The following is a 15,529-nucleotide window of genomic DNA, read 5'->3' as shown; positions in this document are numbered from 1 at the left end:
GCGCGCTGGTCACCGGCCCGCGCGTGGTCTTCGCCGACGAGCCGACCGGCGCGCTCGACTCGCTGGCCGGCGAACAGCTGATGGACGAGCTCACCCGTACGGCCCGCGCCGACGGCATCACCCTGGTGATCGTCACGCACGACAACCGGGTAGCCGCCTACGCCGACCGGGAGCTCGTGCTGCGCGACGGCGAACTCGCGGCGGAGGTGGCCGCATGATCGCCGTGATGCGCATGCTCGCCAAGGGCGGGTCGCGACGCGAACGGATTCGGGGGCGCCTCATGACCACGGGGGCGGCGCTCGCGACCTTCCTGTTCTGCGTGGCGGTGAGCCTGCTCCAGGCGTGGGACGCCCGCGTCGACGCCGTCTTCAGCGACGAGGGGCGCGCCCTCACCTCGCTGGGGCTCGCCCTGCTGATCCTCCCGGCGATGGCCTTCCTCTACCAGGTGAGCCGGTTGGCCGGCGCCACCAGGGAGCGGCGGCTGGCCGCCCTCCGGCTGGCCGGGGCCACGCCGCGCCACGTGCGCCTGCTCGGGGCGTACGAGAGCGGGTGGCGGGCGGCACTGGGCGGGCTGATCGGCATCGCGGTGTACCTGGTGATCGACCTGGCACTGTCATGGCCGCTGCCGCTGAACCGCCCCCTCCTGATGCCGGCGATCCTCGCCGTAGTGACCTTCAGCGGCACGTACTCAGGACTGAAGGCGGGACGGCACGTGGTGTCCTCTCCGCTGGGCGTGGTCCGGCGGGCGCAGCCGACCGGCCCGAGGGTGCTCGACCTGGTGCTCGTCGCGGCGGGACTAGGGGCGTTCGCCACCGTAGGGACGAACGAGGGCCGAGACTTCCTCGGCGAGTACGTCGAACTGATCGTGCCGTACGGCGCGCCGCTGATCATCGCCATCGGCATGGTGCTCCTGCTGTTCGGCCTGGTCCTCGCCACCGCCTGGCTGATCAGGGCGGCCGCACGGTGGATAGGGCGGCGCGCACGGACGGCCGAGACCCTGCTCGCGGCCCGGCTCGTGGAAGCCGACCCACGGGGCTGGGCCCGCGCACTGTCAGTGGTGGGGCTGACCGTGTTCTTCGGCGCCGCCGAGGGCGCCAACCAGGGGATCATCTTCTCGCATGGCGCCGACGTCGTCCCTTCTTACTTCATGACGGCCTACCTGCTGATAGACATCGCCCTGCTGATCGCGCTGGCCACCTCGGCCGCCGCCCTCATCGTGCATCAGGCGGAGGCGTTGCTGGATCATCGACGCTCGTTCGCGGCCCTGGCCGGCGCCGGCGTGCCCGTGCCCGCTTTGGGCCGGGTTCTCATCCGCCAGGCGCTCACCACGTCGATCCCGGTGTGCCTGATCGCCGCCCTCACCGGGATGGGCGTCGTCCTCATCCCCGTCTTCCTCATCCCCGACGCGTCCGTCCTCCAGGAACTACCGAAAGCGATCCTCTGGGGAACGACCCGCGCGATCCTCACGGTGCTGATCGGCGTATTGACGGCTCTCCTGGTGGCCAGAGCCGCCCGTCCCCTCCTCCGCCGCACCCTGCACCCGGACGAACTCCGCACCGAGTGACGGGCAGAGGGCTACGTCAGGACGAGCCAGGTTCGGCCATCGGTCAGCTCACGGACCGCGTCGAGGTGCCCGGCATGACACGCCGTCTCGGTGATCACATGCAGGATGACCGTGAGCAGGTCCCGGGGCGGCTGGTCACCGAAGAGCTCGTCGGGCCACCAGGCCGGTCCGGCGTCGAGCGGGGTGGCGGCGATGATGGCGTTCGCCAGCTCGATCTCCCGCCGGTACAAGTTCAGCACGGTCTCGACCGGCTCGTCGGGGGCGACCTGCCAGGCGGCGTCCCCGCTTTCGAGCTCGACCGATTCGCCGGCCACGACGGCGCGGAACCAGAACCGCTCGACGTCGAGGGCGAGGTGGCGGACGAGTCCCAGGCACGTCCACCCCGACGGCAGCACCGGCCGCCGCAGCGCGTCCGCCGGAAGGCCGTCCAGTATTCCGAGCACGTGCTCACGCTGGCTGTTCAGGGACGCGAGGAGCGTCTCCGTCTCCTTGGTCATGATCGGTCCTCCACCGTTCGAGGTGGCGCCGATCTTAGCGACCGCCCGCGAAGTGATGACAGACCGCCTCATTCCGCCGTTCGGGGGCGCGGCGGATGTCCGATCATGAACGGCCCGGTGGTCTCGGAGACCGCCACGGGAGAGAGCCCGGCCGCGATGAGCTGGGCGCGCAGCGCGATCACGGTACGCTCGAGGGCGCGGATCTGGGCCTGGAACTGGCGGATCTGCTCGCGCATCGCGGCCGCGCCGGTCTGCTCGCTGGCCAGGTCGGCGCTGACCTGGGCGGCCTGGCCCTGCAAGCGGGCCACCTGCTTCTCCATCTGGGTCAACGCGTCTTCGTAGATCGTTTTGGCGCGGACGAAGGCGTCGGCGTCCACCTTGGAGCGTTCGAGCTCGGCGTGGCGTTCGGCCTGCATCAGCGCCGTCTGCTGCGTCTTCTTGTTGGCGTCGGTGGCCGAGCGGAAGGCGAGGTAGGCCACGCCGAGCGGGACGATGCCGACGGAGAGCTGGATGAGGATGTTACTCAGGTTGGACACTGCCGCCTCCGACTGGCCGCACCACGCCGGTATAGGTGACGCCGTCATCGCTGTGCCAGGCGTTGACGGTCAGGGCGATGGCGAATTCGCTGCCGTCGCGGTGCAGGCCGACCAGCGGGATGTCCCGCCCGGCCAGGTCGGAGCGGCCGGTGGAGCCGACCCGGGCCAGGCCGGCGGCGTGCTGGCCGCGGAAGCGGGGCGGCATCAGGATGGTCAGCGACCGTCCGACCGCCTCGTCGATGGTCCAGCCGAACAGGGTCGCGGCCTGGGGGTTCCACGACTGGATGACTCCGGCGCCGTCGGCGACGATGACGGCCGCCGCGTCGGCCCGGCCACCCGGGAAGCGGCTCACCACGACGGCCTCGGGCCAGGTGGCGATCAGCGCGATCCAGCCGCCGAAGGCCAGCCAGACCGCGCCGCCTACCCACCCGCGTGGGTTGACGCCGGTGAACGTCGAGAGCAGGTAGACCAGGCCGTACATCATGAGCAGCGCGGTGGCGGCGGCGAAGGCCACCCGGTCCGAGCGCATGAACATCTGCACCAGGCACAGAGCGCCGGTGGCGCACCAGACCAGCGCCCAGACGGTCAAGGGGGCGATGGAGGCCAGCATGGCGTATCCGGGGGCGACCCGCTGATCGGCCGGCACGAACGCGAGGGACGCGGCGATGGCCATGCTTAGCAGACCGACGAACGCCAGGGAGGCGCCGCGCCGCCCGATGCGGTGCAGAACGCGAGCGATCGTACGGCGAAGGAGGGGGGCGCCGGCAGCGGCTCTGTTACTCACGGTGGTTAGGTTAATGCACATAGTTAGCGATCGAGCGGTTATCCACACCCCACCCGCGCGGCCCCCTCGGGCATCTGGTCCAGGGAGCGTCAGGCCAGCTGAGAGTGCCGGCGGCTGTAGGTGAAGTAGATGATCAGCCCCAGCACGAACCAGACGGCGAACCGCAGCCACGTCAGCGGGTCCAGGAACGTGATCAGCCAGATCGAGAAGAGCGCCCCGAGGGCCGGCACCACCGGCATGCCTGGTGTGCGGAACGTACGCGGCAGCTCGGGCTGCCGATAGCGGAGCACGATCACCGCCACGCACACGACCACGAACGCCAGCAGGATCCCGATGTTCGTCAGCTCGGCGGCCTCCCGGATGGGCAGGAACCCGGCGATCACCCCCGACGCGACCCCCACGATCCACGTGACCCTCGTGGGCACGCGGCGTACCGGGTGCAGCTTGGCGAACCACTGCGGCAGCAGCCCGTCGCGGCTCATCGAGAACCAGACCCGGGTGACGCCGAGCATGAAGGTGAACATGACCGTGAGGATGCCCACCACGGCGCCGGCCGCGATCAGCGAGGCCAGCCCGGACAGCCCCACGGAGGCGAACGCCGTGGCGAAGCCGCTCTCCGGGTCGATGTCGCGGTAGTTCTGCATGCCGGTGAGCACGAGCGTGGCCAGCACGTACAGGATCATCGAGATGGTCAGCGAGTAGATGATCGCTCTCGGCATGTGCCGCCGGGCGTCCCGCGACTCCTCGGCCGCGGTGCTCATCGCGTCGTAGCCGAACACCGCGAAGAACACGGTCGCGGCCCCGGTGATCGCGCCGCCGATCCCGAACGGGAAGAACGGCGTGTAGTTGGCGGGCTTGATGTAGAAGAACCCGACCACGATCACCAGCACCACGACGGCGATCTTGATGGCCACCACCCACGTCTCGAACCTGGCGGCGGCGCGGATGCCGAGGTTCAGCAGGTACGCGATGAGCAGGCACAACAGGACCGCGAACAGGTCCACCACGTGCCCGGTGCCGGTGCCGGGCGCGCCGAGCATCCAGGCGGGCAGCGTGAAGCCGAGTTGCTGGACGAGGAAGCCGAAGTAGCCCGAGATGCCGATGGCCACGACCGCGACGATGGCGGTGTACTCCAGCAGCAGGTCCCAGCCGATGAACCAGCCGACGATCTCTCCCAGGACCGCGTACCCGTAGGTGTAGGCGGAGCCCGACTTCGGGATCATGCCCGCGAACTCGGCGTAGGAGAACGCGGCGGCGGCGCTGGCCACCCCCGCGATGAGGAAGGACACCAGCACCGCCGGCCCCGCCGTCTGGTTGGCGACCGCGCCGGCCAGGGCGAAGATCCCCGCGCCGATGATGCCGCCCACCCCGATGGCGGTGAGCTGCCACAGACCGAGTGACCTGGACAGCTCCCCCTCGTGCTCGGTGGCGATCTGCTCCACCGGTTTGCGCCTGAAGACACCTTGCGAAGAGACCATGACGCCCCCATCAATGGCTACATGCGTCCCTCTTTCCCCTCTGAACTGGCACTATGCGTGCCGCTGGCCCGCAGGGCGCGGATGAACCAGTCGAGCGCCGGCGCCAGGCTCTCCGGGGCGGGCCAGCCGTTGATCACCGCGAGCAGCCGCAGGTAGCGCTCCCAGCTCGGGTTGTTCGCGCTCTCCAGCCGTACCAGCAGGCGGCGCCGGAGATCGGCGTCGTCGGGGCAGTCGTAGACGTGCGCGTATCGGGCCGTGACCGCCGCCACGACCGCCTCGGCTCGGGGCGAGGCGGGGTCGATGCCGGCCGCCAGGGCCGGACCCGCCTCGTCGCGGACCATCGCGGCGGAGTCGCGGCGCGGGAGCGTGGTGTCGCTCTGGGCCCGCTCGGCCGCGTACTGCTCGGCCAGGTGCCGCACGCCGGCCCGGAAGTCCGGGTCCTGGGACAGCTCGGCGAGCTCCACCCACGCCTCGACCTGCTCGGGTTCGGGATTGTCGGGCAGTTCGGGGGTCATCGAGCGCATGACTCCCGCGAACCCGGGGTGGGCGTCCAGGCCGCCGAAGGCGGTGTCGAGGAAGTCGCCGATCAACCGGCGGCGTTCGTCCTCGGAGAGCTTGGCCAACTTGTGCATGAGATCCATCTCCTCAGGGGTGGACCCGCGCCTGGCCACCGCCGTCAGCACCGCGCGCCGCAGCCGCAGCGTGCGGATCCGCACCGCCAGCGCGTCGGCGTGCGCCGCGGCGACCTCGGCGAGCGAGACCTCCCGGTCCACGACCTTCCGGATCGTGGGCAGGTCCAGCCCCAGGTCGCGCAGCGTCCGCACCAGTTCGAGGCGGGCGAGGGCGTCGACGTCGTAGCGGCGGTAGCCGGCCGGGCTTCGGCCGGTCGGCGGCACGATCCCGCGGTCGGAGTAGAACCGGATGGCCTTGACCGTCAGGCCGGTCCGCCGCGCCAGTTCGCCGATCGAGTAGAGCGTGTCGCCGTCCATGCCTTCCACCCTTGCGCCTCCCCTAAGTGGAGACTCAAGCCCGCCCTTACTCCCAGACGACGACGTTGCGGCGGACCGGAGCCGAGCCGGAGTCCGTGGCGAACAGCTCCGGGGAGTGCTCCCGGATGCGTTCGACGTCGTTGAAGACCGCCCTCAAGTGGGTGCGCATGGCCGTGCGGGCCAGCACCACGTCGCCGCGGACCACCGCGTCGAGGATCTCGACGTGCTGGGCGGCGAAGCTCGTCGGGGAGGTCACATGGAGGCCGAGCCGGCGCGCGCGGTCCAGATGCCCCTTGGCCGAGGCCACGGTCGTCCAGGCGCTGCCGTGCCCGCTCAGCCGCAGCAGGCCCTGGTGGAAGGCCTCGTCGAGGGCGAAGAACCCCTCGATGTCGAGGTCGGGCCGCTGCTGGTCCCTGAGGTTCTGCCGCAGCTCCTCGACCAGGTCGGTGTCGAGCTCGGCGGGCAGGTCGTCGAGTGAGGCCAGCTCCACGGCCTCACGCAGGAACTGCGCGTCGGCCACTCTGGCCGGGTCGACGCGGGAGACGAACGAGCCGACCTGGGGGAAGATCTGGACCAGGCCCTCTTCGGACAGCAGGATCAGGCTCTCGCGGACCGGCGTGCGGCTCACCTTGAGCGCGGCCGCGAGCTCGTTCTCGGACAGGGCCGTCCCCGGCGGGAGCTCAAGGGTCAGGACCTTGCGGCGCAGGGCCTCGTAAACAGTGCGACGACTGGTCCGCCGCTGGTTCGATCCGGCCACACGCTCACCCTACCCGGTCATCGCACAACTAGTATTGCGCATCTGTGCGACAGATGCTTGTATATCAGTACTGCTCGACTACAGAGTGTCGGAGATCGTCCGAAGGAGTGGACCTGTGAGCAAGATCGAGCGTGCCGAGGTGTTCGTGGCCTCCCCGGGGCGGACCTTCGTCACCTTGCGCATCACGACCTCGGACGGTGTGACCGGCCTCGGCGACGCCACGCTGAACGGCCGCGAGCTGGCCGTGGCCAGCTACCTGCAGGAGCACCTCGTACCGCTGCTGATCGGCAAGGATCCGGCGCGGATCGAGGACATGTGGCAGTACCTCTACCGTGGCGCGTACTGGCGCCGCGGCCCCGTCACGATGACGGCCATCTCCGCCGTGGACACAGCCCTGTGGGACATCAAGGGCAAGGTCGCCGGTCTGCCGGTCTACCAGCTGCTCGGCGGACGCTCCCGTGACGGCGTCATGGTCTACTCACACGCCAGCGGCATGGACGTCCCCTCCCTGCTCGACGACGTCGAGCGGTTCCTCGATCTCGGCTACAAGGCGGTCCGCGCCCAGGCCGCCGTCCCGGACGTCGGCGGCACCTACGGGATCCGCAAGGGCAAGGTGTACGAACCGGCCGCGTCCTCGCTGCCCGACGAGCAGCCGTGGGACACCGAGGCTTATCTCGGGTTCGCGCCGACCTACCTCGAAGCCGTACGCGAGCGCTTCGGCTTCGGCTTCCACCTCCTGCACGACATCCACCACCGGCTCACGCCGATCGAGGCGGCCCGCTTCGGCAAGCGGGTGGAGGACTGCCGGCTGTTCTGGATGGAGGACCCGACACCGGCCGAGAACCAGGAGTCGTTCCGGCTCATCCGTCAGCACACGACGACGCCGATCGCGGTCGGCGAGGCGCTGACCTCGATCTGGGACGTCCAGCACCTGATCACCGAGCAGCTCATCGACTACGTGCGCACCACCGTCGTCCACGCCGGCGGGATCACGCACCTGCGCCGGATCTTCGACCTGGCCGCGCTCTACCAGGTCAGAACCGGTTCCCACGGGGCGACGGACCTCTCACCGATCACCCTGGCCGCCGCGGTACACGTCGACCTCTCGGTGCCCAACTTCGGCATCCAGGAGTACATGGGCCACCCCGACGAGGCCGCGGAGGTCTTCCGCAGCGGGGTGACGCTGGCCGACGGCATGCTCAACCCGTCGGAGGAGCCCGGTCTCGGTGTCGAGTACGACGAGAAGGAGGCCGCGCGCTTCCCCTATGAGGCTCGCTACCTGCCCGTCGCGCGGCGCCTCGACGGCTCGGTGCATGACTGGTGAAGACCTCGATCCTGCCCTCGCTGAGCCTCGCCACGCTCGACCGGATCGCTCCTGACCTGCGCCCGGCCGTCGATCCCCGGGAACTGCGCCCGAAGGTCGTCCACTTCGGCCTCGGCGCGTTCCATCGGGCCCACCAGGCGGTCTACACCGAGAGCGCGGCGGCCCGGAGCGGCGAGCCGTGGGGGATCGTCGCCGTGGCCCCACGCTCGACGCGGGTGGTCAAGGCGATGCGCGTGCAGGACTGCCTGTACTCGGTGGCCGAGCGCCGCCCCACGGCTACCACCACCCGCGCGATCGGGTCCATCGTCGGCGCCCTGGGGATGCGCCAGGACGCCGAGCGGGTCGACGAGCTGCTCGCCGATCCCGGCGTCACGGTGGTGACCCTGACGATCACCGAGGCGGGCCACTACCGCCGCCCCGGCGCCGACGGGCTCGACACCGGCGCCCCGGAGATCGCGGCGGACCTCGCGGCGGCGCGGACCGCGGACATCACCACGGTCGTCGGCGGGCTCGCCGTGGGGCTCGCCGCGCGGATGCGCGCCGGTGGTGCCCCGATCAGCGTCGTGTCCTGCGACAACATGGCCGCCAACGGCGCCGCGCTCGGCACGGTGGTACGCGGCTTCGTCGAAGCCTCCTCGTGGCCCGACCGGCGGGCCGTCCTCGACTGGATGGCGACGTCGGTGGCCTTCCCTTCGACGATCGTCGACCGCATCGTGCCGGCGACGACCGACGCGGACCGGGAGGCGGCCCGCGCCGCGCTCGGCGTGTGGGACGAGGTGCCGGTGGTCGGCGAGCCGTACCGGCAGTGGGTCCTGGAGGACTCCTTCGCCGGGCCCCGGCCGTCATGGGAGCTCGACGGCGCCCTGTTCGTCCCCGACGTCGTGCCGTACCAGCTCACCAAGCTGCGGTTGCTCAACGGGTCCCACTCGGCCCTGGCCTATCTGGGCGCGGCGGCCGGCTGCGCGACGATCGCCGACGTCCTGGAGACCGGCTGGGGTGAACGGCTGGTCCGGGCGCTGAGCGCGGAGGTCGCGCCGACGCTGCCCGAGGGCGGCCCCGATCCGGTCGCCTACGCTGATGACCTGGTCAAACGGTTCCGTAACCGCAAAATCCGGCACCTGCTCCGGCAGATCGGCTCCGACGGCTCCCGGAAGATCCCGGAACGCTGGTTCGGCGCCCTGCGCTCGCTGCGCGCCGCCCGCGCCGCCACCCCGGCGCTCGAACTAGCGCTCGCCGCCTGGGCGAACGCCACCCGCCCCGCCGACGACGGCCAGCTGTTCGGCACGACCGATCCGGCCGCCGCGCAGCTGGCGGCCTGCTGGCATGAGGCGGCCGACCACGAAGACACCATCCGCCGCCTGCTTCACGTGCTCGGCGCGGCGGACCTGGCCGGTGACGGCGCGCTCGTCGCCGGCATCGCCGACCGGCTGCCCGCTCTGCGGGCCGGCCACGTCGAAATCTGATCCGGAGTACACGATGACAGGTTCACGATGACAGACAGCACCCACATGGAGCCCGCGGGCGCCGTGACCAGAACGACCCGCGACCTCGTCAGGGCGGCCATGTCCGGCTGGCTCGGCACGGCGATGGAGTTCATGGACTTCCAGCTGTACTCGCTGGCGGCCGCCATCGTCTTCAACAAGATCTTCTTCCCGGACGTCAGCCCGGCCATCGGCCTGATCGCCGCCATGGCCACCTACGGCGTCGGCTACGTCGCCCGGCTGGCCGGCGCCATCTACTTCGGCCGGATGGGCGACCGGATCGGCCGCAAGAAGGTCCTGATCATCACCATCCTGCTCATGGGCGCCTCGACCACACTGATCGGCGTCCTGCCGACCTACGCGGTGATCGGCATCCTCGCCCCGATCCTGCTGGTCGCCCTGCGGCTCATCCAGGGTTTCGGGGCCGGCGCCGAGATCGCCGGGGCGACCGTCATGCTCGCGGAGTACGCCCCTGTAAAGCGTCGCGGCCTGATCTCCTCGCTGGTGTCTCTCGGCACCAACACCGGCACGCTGGCGGCGTCGGGCCTGTGGGCGATCCTGCTCGCCGTCCTCAGTGAGGATCAGCTGCTCACATGGGGCTGGCGGGTGCCGTTCCTGCTGAGCTTCGTGGTCATGGTCTTCGCAGTCTGGGTACGCCGCAATCTCAAGGAGAGCCCGGTCTTCGAGGAACGCCCCGACGTCGTGGACGGCGTCGCGATGTCCCGTACGCAGGCCGAGGCGGTCTTCCAGAAGAAGGATGAGGGCGTGCTCGAGGCCGGGCTCCGCCAGCGCAAGGGCAAGGCGTTCTTCCTGGCCCTCGGCCTGCGGTTCGGCCAGGCCGGCAACTCGGGCCTGGTCCAGACCTTCCTCGTCGGCTACATCGCCGCCACACTGCTCGTCGACCGGTCGATCCCGACCAGCGCCATCGTCTACGGCTCGCTGGTGGGCTTCGTCACCGTGCCGGTGGTCGGCCTGCTCGGCGACCGCTTCGGCCGCCGCCCGATGTACATCGCGGTCACGCTGCTGACCATCGCCTTCGCGTTCCCGATGATGCTGATGATCATCTCCGGCAGCACGGCGGCCCTGATGCTGGGCATGATCCTCGGGCTGAACGTCGGCGTTCTGAGCCTGTTCTCGCTGGAGAGCGTCACGATGGCCGAGCTGTTCGGCTCCCGGACCCGCTTCACCCAGCTCGCCCTGGCCAAGGAGATCGGCGGCATCCTGGCCACCGCCATCGGCCCGGTCGTGGCCGCCACCCTCACCGCCGTCACCGGCAGCTGGTGGCCCATCGCGGCGATGCTCGTCGTCTACTCGCTCATCACCCTGCTGTCCGCCGTCCTCTCCCCTGAGACCCGCGGGCGCGACCTGGTCCGGTTGGAGGACGCGGTATGAAGTCGGCCGTCGTACACGGTCCCGGTGACCTCCGGATCGACGAGCGCCCCGATCCGGAGCCGGGCGAAGGGCAGGTCCTGCTCGCCATGGAGTGGGGCGGGATCTGCGGCTCCGACATCTCGTACTGGAAGAACGGGGCGTCCGGGACCGCCGTGCTCAAGCACCCTCTGGTGCTCGGGCACGAGGTCGCCGGCCGGATCGCCGGGATCGGCGCGGGCGTCAGCGGACTGACGGTCGGGCAGCCGGTCACCGTGCACCCGGCCGAGCTGGTCGGCGACGGCCGCCTGCCCGAACGGCTCGCCGGCCGCACGAACCTCTACCCCCGGGTCCGCTACTTCGGGTCGGCCGCCTTCGACCCGCACACCGACGGCGGGTTCAGCGAGTACAGGGTGGTCCGCGCGGATCAGATCCGGCCGCTGCCCGAGGGCGTGGACACCGAGCGCGGCGCCCTCGCCGAGCCCCTCGCCGTGGCGATGCACGCCGTGCACCGCGCCGGGGACCTGCGCGGGAAGACCGTGCTGGTCAACGGCTCCGGCTCGATCGGCTCACTGGTCGTGGCCGCCGCGAAACACCGCGGGGCGGGCATGGTCATCGCCTCGGACATCGCCGCGACCTCGCTCGCCGTCGCCCGCGCGATGGGCGCGGACGAGACCGTCCAGGTCGGCGGGGACGCCACGCTCCCCCAGGACGTCGAGCTGGTCTTCGAGGCATCGGGCAGCCCGGCCGCGCTCGGCTCCGTCCTGCGGGCGACCGCCCGTGGCGGCACCCTCGTCCAGGTCGGCAGCCTGCCCGGCACGGCCGTCTCCGCGGCCCTCGGCGACCTGGTGACCAGGGAGATCACCTGGATCGGCTCCTACCGCTTCGCCGAGGAGATCGACGAGGCCCTGAGCGCCATGCGGGACGGCCTCGACGTCTCCCCGATCATCAGCCATCGCTTCGACCTCGACCGGGCGGCCGAGGCGCTCGCCATCGCCGCCGACCCCGCGAGCGGCAGCGGCAAGGTGATGCTGCGGCTCGGCGGGGCGGCGCGATGAGCGCGGGCCAAGCGGCCTCGGCCCGCGCGGTGAACAGGGGTCAGGCAGGCTCGGCCCGGGCGGTGAACAGGCGTCAGGCGGCCTCGGCGGCGCGGAAGGTCTTCAGCGCCTCGGGGCCGAAGTAGGCGCCGTAGCTCGTGGTGGTGTTGCGCAGCGCGTGCGCGGAGATCTGGTAGCCGGTGCCGGTGACCTTGTTGAAGTCCTGGAACCACGGCCCGCCGCTGGAGCCGCCGCCCATGTCGCACACCATCGCGTACTTCATCTGAATGGTGGCGCGGAGACCCGGTCCTTCAGGGCCGGGAGAAAACGCCACCCCTCCTTTCGAAAACAGTATGGAAAGACTCGGTCACGTTCGGTAATATGTACGGTGGGTGATGGTCCTGTGACAGGAGGTGCACGATGGCGATCCGCCGCTCCACCACCAAACGCAACGGCCTGCCCACGGTCGTACAGTTGCGGCTCACACCCGCACCCGCCCAGGCCGACGCGCTGGCAGCAGCGGTGCTGCTGTGCAATCAGGCGGCCACCGTCGTCTCCCGCCTGGCCTGGCAGCACCGTGTCTTCGCTGTGGTGGAGTTGCATCGGCTGGCCTATTACGAGGTGCGGGCGCAGGTGGCCGGGCTGGGCGCGCAAGCGGCCGTGCGGGCCATCGCCCGGGTCGCCGGCGCCTACGCCAACCGGCGCGCCACCAAGAAACGCGCCCACATCTTCCGCCCGCACGGCGCCGTCCCCTACGACGCCCGACTGATGAGCTTCAACCGGGACGCCCGCAGCATGTCGCTGTGGACCCCCACCGGCCGCGTCACCGTGCCCTACGTCGGCCGGCCGGAAGACCTCAAAGCCGTGGACGCCCTGCCGCTCGGGGAGGCCGACCTGATCTGCCGGCGCGGCGTGTGGCTGCTGCAGGTCGCCCTCACCCTGCCCAAGCCGGCGTTGCGTGAGCCGGTCAGCGGCTTCATCGGCGTGGATCAAGGGGTGGCCAATTTGGCGGTCACCTCCGATGGCGCGGTGCTGCCCGGTCCGGCGCTGTCGGGGCCGGTCGGCGGTAACGGCCATGTCCGCACCCTGCGGGAGCGGCGGCATCGCCAGCGTCGGCGGTTGCAGAAGAAGGGGACTTCTGCGGCGCGGCGGGTGCTGCGCCGCCTGTCCGGCCGTGAACACCGGATGATGACCGACCTCAACCACCAAATCAGCAAGCATGTGGTGCGCGAAGCCGAACGCACCGGCCGTGGTGTCGCCCTGGAGGATCTGCAGGGTATCCGCGGGCGGGTAAGGGTTCATCGGTTCCAGCGGCGCACCCTGCACGGCTGGGCCTTCGCCCAGCAGATCACCTTCACCCGCTACAAGGCCGCGCGAGCCGGGATCGCCTTCGTCCTGGTCGACCCCGGGTATACGTCGCAGGCGTGTCCGGAGTGCGGGCATATCAGCAGGGCGAACCGGCCGGCGCGGGGCCGGTTCATCTGCACAAGGTGTGGCCTCGCTGGGCACGCCGACCACATCGCAGCCCGCAACATCGCCACACGCGGCATAGCGGGCTGGGCTGCCATCAACCAGCCACACGCTACCGGCCTCCCCTCACCCAGACGGGACCGCGAGAGCAAACCACCAGCCTCACCCGGTGGTAGTTGATGTTGTAGCTCGGCGTCACCGAGGCGCCGCTGCAGTGCTGCAGGGTACGACCGCCGTTGCCGTTGCTGGGGTAACCGAGCAGCAGGTTCGAGGCGCCGGACAATGCTGGCAATTACCGCAGGTCCGCCAAGATCCGCCGCTGGTAGGAGGTGAGGGGCGGCCGGGTCGCCTCGCGCACGACCTGGGCGGCGCGGGCGCGGTCCCCCATCCGGGACAGGGCACGGGCGCACAGGTACGCCACCAGCCCCTGGTCACGCCCCCCGAGCAGGGCCGCTTCCAGCTCGACGCGCCCTGGGCCATGGCCTCCAGGCGGCGCAGCGCCTGCCAGCCGGGGGCGTCCTGATGGGGATCGTCCGGGATGCGTACCGTCTCGTCGCCGATCACCTCCGCCGGGCCGCCCGCGCGCCTGACCGTCGCCGAGGAGCCGGCGGAGCCGGCGAGTACGGCGCGGCCGAGGGACGGCAGCATGATGCCGCCCTCCTCGGCGGGCACCTCGATCTCGAAGTCCATGCCCGAACGGACGGCGGCCGCGGCCGCCACGGCGGCCAGCCGGGCGGGCGAGTGCCCGCCGGACCCTGTAGCCAGCGCGTGGTAGGTACGCCAGGCCCAGGCGCCGACGGCGGGATGACGAAGCACGGCCGCCACCGCCTCCGGGCGATGCCTCTGGGCCTCGCTCAGCAGCCGGTACGCCTCCGGGGCGGCGCGGCCGACCCCGTGGATGAGCAGGACGTGCTTGCTGTGCTGGGCGCTGAGCAGCAGGCGGGCCGCCGGCGCGCCGCCCGCGCCCGAGCCCAGCGCGTGGAAGTGCTCGTCCGGGATGCTGTGGTGCTTGAGGCTCATCGGCGCCCTTCCAGCAGGGCGGCGACGTCGCGTTCGACCTCGCCGCGGATATGGGTGATCAGACGGAACAGGTCATCGCAGTAGACCGAACGGTTGCCGAAACCGCTGTCCGGGTCGTAGCGGTGCGCGTAGAGGCCGCCGCCGCAGACCGACAGGACCGGACAGTCCTGGCATTCCTTCGCGAGGGCCTCGGCGCCCAGCTGTCGGCTCATGACGGCCGGATGCCGGAGCACGGCGTCGAAGGTGTCGCGGGCGACGTGGAACCCGGTGACGGGAGCGCCGGGATAGGCGGACTTCAAGGTGTCGGACTGCTGGATGCCGCCGTCGGCCTCGATCACCACCATCCGGGCCGGGCCCAGCCCGAGGCTCTCGCTCGACGACGTGCCGCCCATGAGGAGGTGCAGGATGTCGGCGAAGAGCCGTACCTCGGTCTCCCTCTGTTGCGCGCCGTACCACCGGTCGAAGATCGGGATCAGCCAGTCGGCGTACGGCGTCGCGCCGTCCTCGGCGGGCAGGCCAGGCGGCGGCTCGGCCCAGTTGCCGTGCGGCAGGAGGAAGTCGATCCGCGGCGGCCCGGACTCCAGCAGCGCCTCGTAGGTGGTGAGGGGGTCGCTGTCGAGGTCGACCGTGCAGAGGAGCCCGCCGTACAGGTGGAGGTAGCGCTCGGTGAGCAGGTCGAGCGCGGCGGAGACGGTCGCGTGGCTACCGCTCCCGTCGGCCCGCCGCCGATGCCGATCATGATCGGCGGCGTCGCCGTCCAGGCTGAGGCCGACGCGGACCCCAAGATCGTCGAACAGCTTCAGGTACGTCTCGTCGAGGCGCATCCCGTTGGTCTGCAGGCTCACGTCGAGACGTACGCCCGGCCCCAGGGCCTGCCTGACGGCCCGGACGGTATGGGCGATGTGGTCGGCACCGGCCAGGAGCGGCTCCCCGCCGTGCAGGATCAGGTGGACGGACGGCATCCGGTGCGCGTGAGCGTGCTCGGCGATCCGGGAGGCGGTGTGCGCGATGACGTCTTTCGAAACCCGACGCGGCTGCTCTTTCCAGCTTTGATCGGCCATTTCGTAGACCTAACAATAATCGCACCTCAAGTCGCATCTACTATGTATTTTTAGGATGAACTGGCACAAAGGCCATGGCTGCCATCCTTCCGGCGGCAGCGGCGTGACCTGGGGCTTTATCTCGCCCAGCCAGGTTTCATGCGAGCGTGGCACGTGGCCGAAC

Annotated in this window: 15 protein-coding genes and 1 pseudogene; 7 read left to right on the top strand and 9 right to left on the bottom strand. The window is 70.8% G+C overall.

Translation table 11 applies throughout. The features are described from left to right. Nucleotides 1-218: pseudogene (locus AB0C30_RS09685) on the top strand (ABC transporter ATP-binding protein); the annotation flags it as partial. Continuing rightward, a complete protein-coding gene (locus AB0C30_RS09680; protein WP_357941450.1) occupies nucleotides 215-1,564 on the top strand; it encodes an FtsX-like permease family protein in 1,350 nt (449 codons plus the stop codon). The pseudogene AB0C30_RS09685 and the gene AB0C30_RS09680, both read left to right, overlap by 4 nt. Before the next feature lie 11 nt (nucleotides 1,565-1,575). On the opposite strand, the gene AB0C30_RS09675 is transcribed toward AB0C30_RS09680, so the two are convergent. The 6 genes from AB0C30_RS09675 to AB0C30_RS09650 all read right to left on the bottom strand — a co-directional run bounded on the left by AB0C30_RS09675 (nucleotide 1,576) and on the right by AB0C30_RS09650 (nucleotide 6,605). Continuing rightward, complete coding sequence (locus AB0C30_RS09675; RefSeq protein WP_357941448.1) at nucleotides 1,576-2,061, bottom strand: DinB family protein; 486 nt, start codon at nucleotides 2,059-2,061, stop codon at nucleotides 1,576-1,578. 68 nt (nucleotides 2,062-2,129) lie between these two features. Beyond that, nucleotides 2,130-2,597, bottom strand: a complete 468-nt coding sequence (locus AB0C30_RS09670) for a hypothetical protein (protein WP_357941446.1) — start codon at nucleotides 2,595-2,597, stop codon at nucleotides 2,130-2,132. Next, on the bottom strand, nucleotides 2,581-3,381 hold the full coding sequence (locus AB0C30_RS09665) for a PAS domain S-box protein (RefSeq protein ID WP_357941444.1): 801 nt from the start codon (nucleotides 3,379-3,381) through the stop codon (nucleotides 2,581-2,583). Before AB0C30_RS09665 ends, AB0C30_RS09670 begins: the two co-directional genes overlap by 17 nt. Before the next feature lie 89 nt (nucleotides 3,382-3,470). After that, on the bottom strand, nucleotides 3,471-4,859 hold the full coding sequence (locus AB0C30_RS09660) for an amino acid permease (protein ID WP_357941442.1): 1,389 nt from the start codon (nucleotides 4,857-4,859) through the stop codon (nucleotides 3,471-3,473). A 17-nt stretch (nucleotides 4,860-4,876) separates the two neighbouring features. Then, nucleotides 4,877-5,848 (bottom strand): MerR family transcriptional regulator, encoded by a 972-nt coding sequence (locus AB0C30_RS09655; protein ID WP_357941440.1) that lies wholly within the window; start codon nucleotides 5,846-5,848, stop codon nucleotides 4,877-4,879. Between the two features lie 46 nt (nucleotides 5,849-5,894). Beyond that, nucleotides 5,895-6,605 (bottom strand): GntR family transcriptional regulator, encoded by a 711-nt coding sequence (locus AB0C30_RS09650; protein ID WP_357941438.1) that lies wholly within the window; start codon nucleotides 6,603-6,605, stop codon nucleotides 5,895-5,897. A gap of 115 nt (nucleotides 6,606-6,720) precedes the next feature. Between AB0C30_RS09650 and manD the strand changes: the two genes are divergently transcribed. Genes manD through AB0C30_RS09630 form a run of 4 tightly spaced genes read left to right on the top strand, consistent with a single transcriptional unit; the run spans nucleotide 6,721 to nucleotide 11,836 of the window. Next, entirely contained in the window at nucleotides 6,721-7,929 is a 1,209-nt protein-coding gene (gene manD, locus AB0C30_RS09645) for a D-mannonate dehydratase ManD (protein ID WP_357941435.1), read from the top strand. Beyond that, entirely contained in the window at nucleotides 7,926-9,392 is a 1,467-nt protein-coding gene (locus AB0C30_RS09640) for a mannitol dehydrogenase family protein (RefSeq protein ID WP_357941433.1), read from the top strand. Before manD ends, AB0C30_RS09640 begins: the two co-directional genes overlap by 4 nt. A 27-nt stretch (nucleotides 9,393-9,419) precedes the next feature. Further along, a complete protein-coding gene (locus AB0C30_RS09635) occupies nucleotides 9,420-10,802 on the top strand; it encodes an MFS transporter (protein ID WP_357941431.1) in 1,383 nt (460 codons plus the stop codon). Further along, on the top strand, nucleotides 10,799-11,836 hold the full coding sequence (locus tag AB0C30_RS09630) for an L-idonate 5-dehydrogenase (RefSeq protein WP_357941429.1): 1,038 nt from the start codon (nucleotides 10,799-10,801) through the stop codon (nucleotides 11,834-11,836). The genes AB0C30_RS09635 and AB0C30_RS09630 overlap by 4 nt, the downstream gene beginning before the upstream one ends. Before the next feature lie 73 nt (nucleotides 11,837-11,909). Here AB0C30_RS09630 and AB0C30_RS09625 read toward each other — a convergent pair whose 3' ends face one another. Further along, nucleotides 11,910-12,149: a hypothetical protein gene (locus tag AB0C30_RS09625; RefSeq protein ID WP_357941427.1), complete on the bottom strand. Its 240-nt coding sequence runs from the start codon at nucleotides 12,147-12,149 to the stop codon at nucleotides 11,910-11,912. An 86-nt stretch (nucleotides 12,150-12,235) separates the two neighbouring features. Here AB0C30_RS09625 and AB0C30_RS09620 point away from each other — a divergent pair, with 86 nt between their 5' ends. Next, nucleotides 12,236-13,465: a transposase gene (locus AB0C30_RS09620; RefSeq protein ID WP_357941425.1), complete on the top strand. Its 1,230-nt coding sequence runs from the start codon at nucleotides 12,236-12,238 to the stop codon at nucleotides 13,463-13,465. A 15-nt stretch (nucleotides 13,466-13,480) separates the two neighbouring features. On the opposite strand, the gene AB0C30_RS09615 is transcribed toward AB0C30_RS09620, so the two are convergent. Continuing rightward, nucleotides 13,481-14,305 carry a hypothetical protein gene (locus tag AB0C30_RS09615; RefSeq protein ID WP_357941423.1) on the bottom strand — a complete coding sequence of 275 codons (825 nt, stop codon included), beginning with the start codon at nucleotides 14,303-14,305 and terminating at the stop codon, nucleotides 13,481-13,483. Further along, nucleotides 14,302-15,366: an FxsB family cyclophane-forming radical SAM/SPASM peptide maturase gene (locus AB0C30_RS09610; RefSeq protein ID WP_357941421.1), complete on the bottom strand. Its 1,065-nt coding sequence runs from the start codon at nucleotides 15,364-15,366 to the stop codon at nucleotides 14,302-14,304. The genes AB0C30_RS09615 and AB0C30_RS09610 overlap by 4 nt, the downstream gene beginning before the upstream one ends. Nucleotides 15,367-15,529: the final 163 nt, after the last annotated feature.

The organism is Nonomuraea sp. NPDC048901, from assembly GCF_040649695.1.
GTDB lineage: Bacteria > Actinomycetota > Actinomycetes > Streptosporangiales > Streptosporangiaceae > Nonomuraea.
This window is presented reverse-complemented; position numbering and strand designations above follow the sequence as displayed.

Coding starts and splice junctions, on each gene's coding strand:
- AB0C30_RS09680 (WP_357941450.1), top strand. CDS start 215: ATGATCGCCGTGATGCGCATGCTCGCCAAGGGCGGGTCGCGACGCGAA.
- AB0C30_RS09675 (WP_357941448.1), bottom strand. CDS start 2,061: ATGACCAAGGAGACGGAGACGCTCCTCGCGTCCCTGAACAGCCAGCGT.
- AB0C30_RS09660 (WP_357941442.1), bottom strand. CDS start 4,859: ATGGTCTCTTCGCAAGGTGTCTTCAGGCGCAAACCGGTGGAGCAGATC.
- AB0C30_RS09655 (WP_357941440.1), bottom strand. CDS start 5,848: ATGGACGGCGACACGCTCTACTCGATCGGCGAACTGGCGCGGCGGACC.
- AB0C30_RS09635 (WP_357941431.1), top strand. CDS start 9,420: ATGACAGACAGCACCCACATGGAGCCCGCGGGCGCCGTGACCAGAACG.
- AB0C30_RS09630 (WP_357941429.1), top strand. CDS start 10,799: ATGAAGTCGGCCGTCGTACACGGTCCCGGTGACCTCCGGATCGACGAG.
- AB0C30_RS09620 (WP_357941425.1), top strand. CDS start 12,236: ATGGCGATCCGCCGCTCCACCACCAAACGCAACGGCCTGCCCACGGTC.
- AB0C30_RS09615 (WP_357941423.1), bottom strand. CDS start 14,305: ATGAGCCTCAAGCACCACAGCATCCCGGACGAGCACTTCCACGCGCTG.
- AB0C30_RS09610 (WP_357941421.1), bottom strand. CDS start 15,366: ATGGCCGATCAAAGCTGGAAAGAGCAGCCGCGTCGGGTTTCGAAAGAC.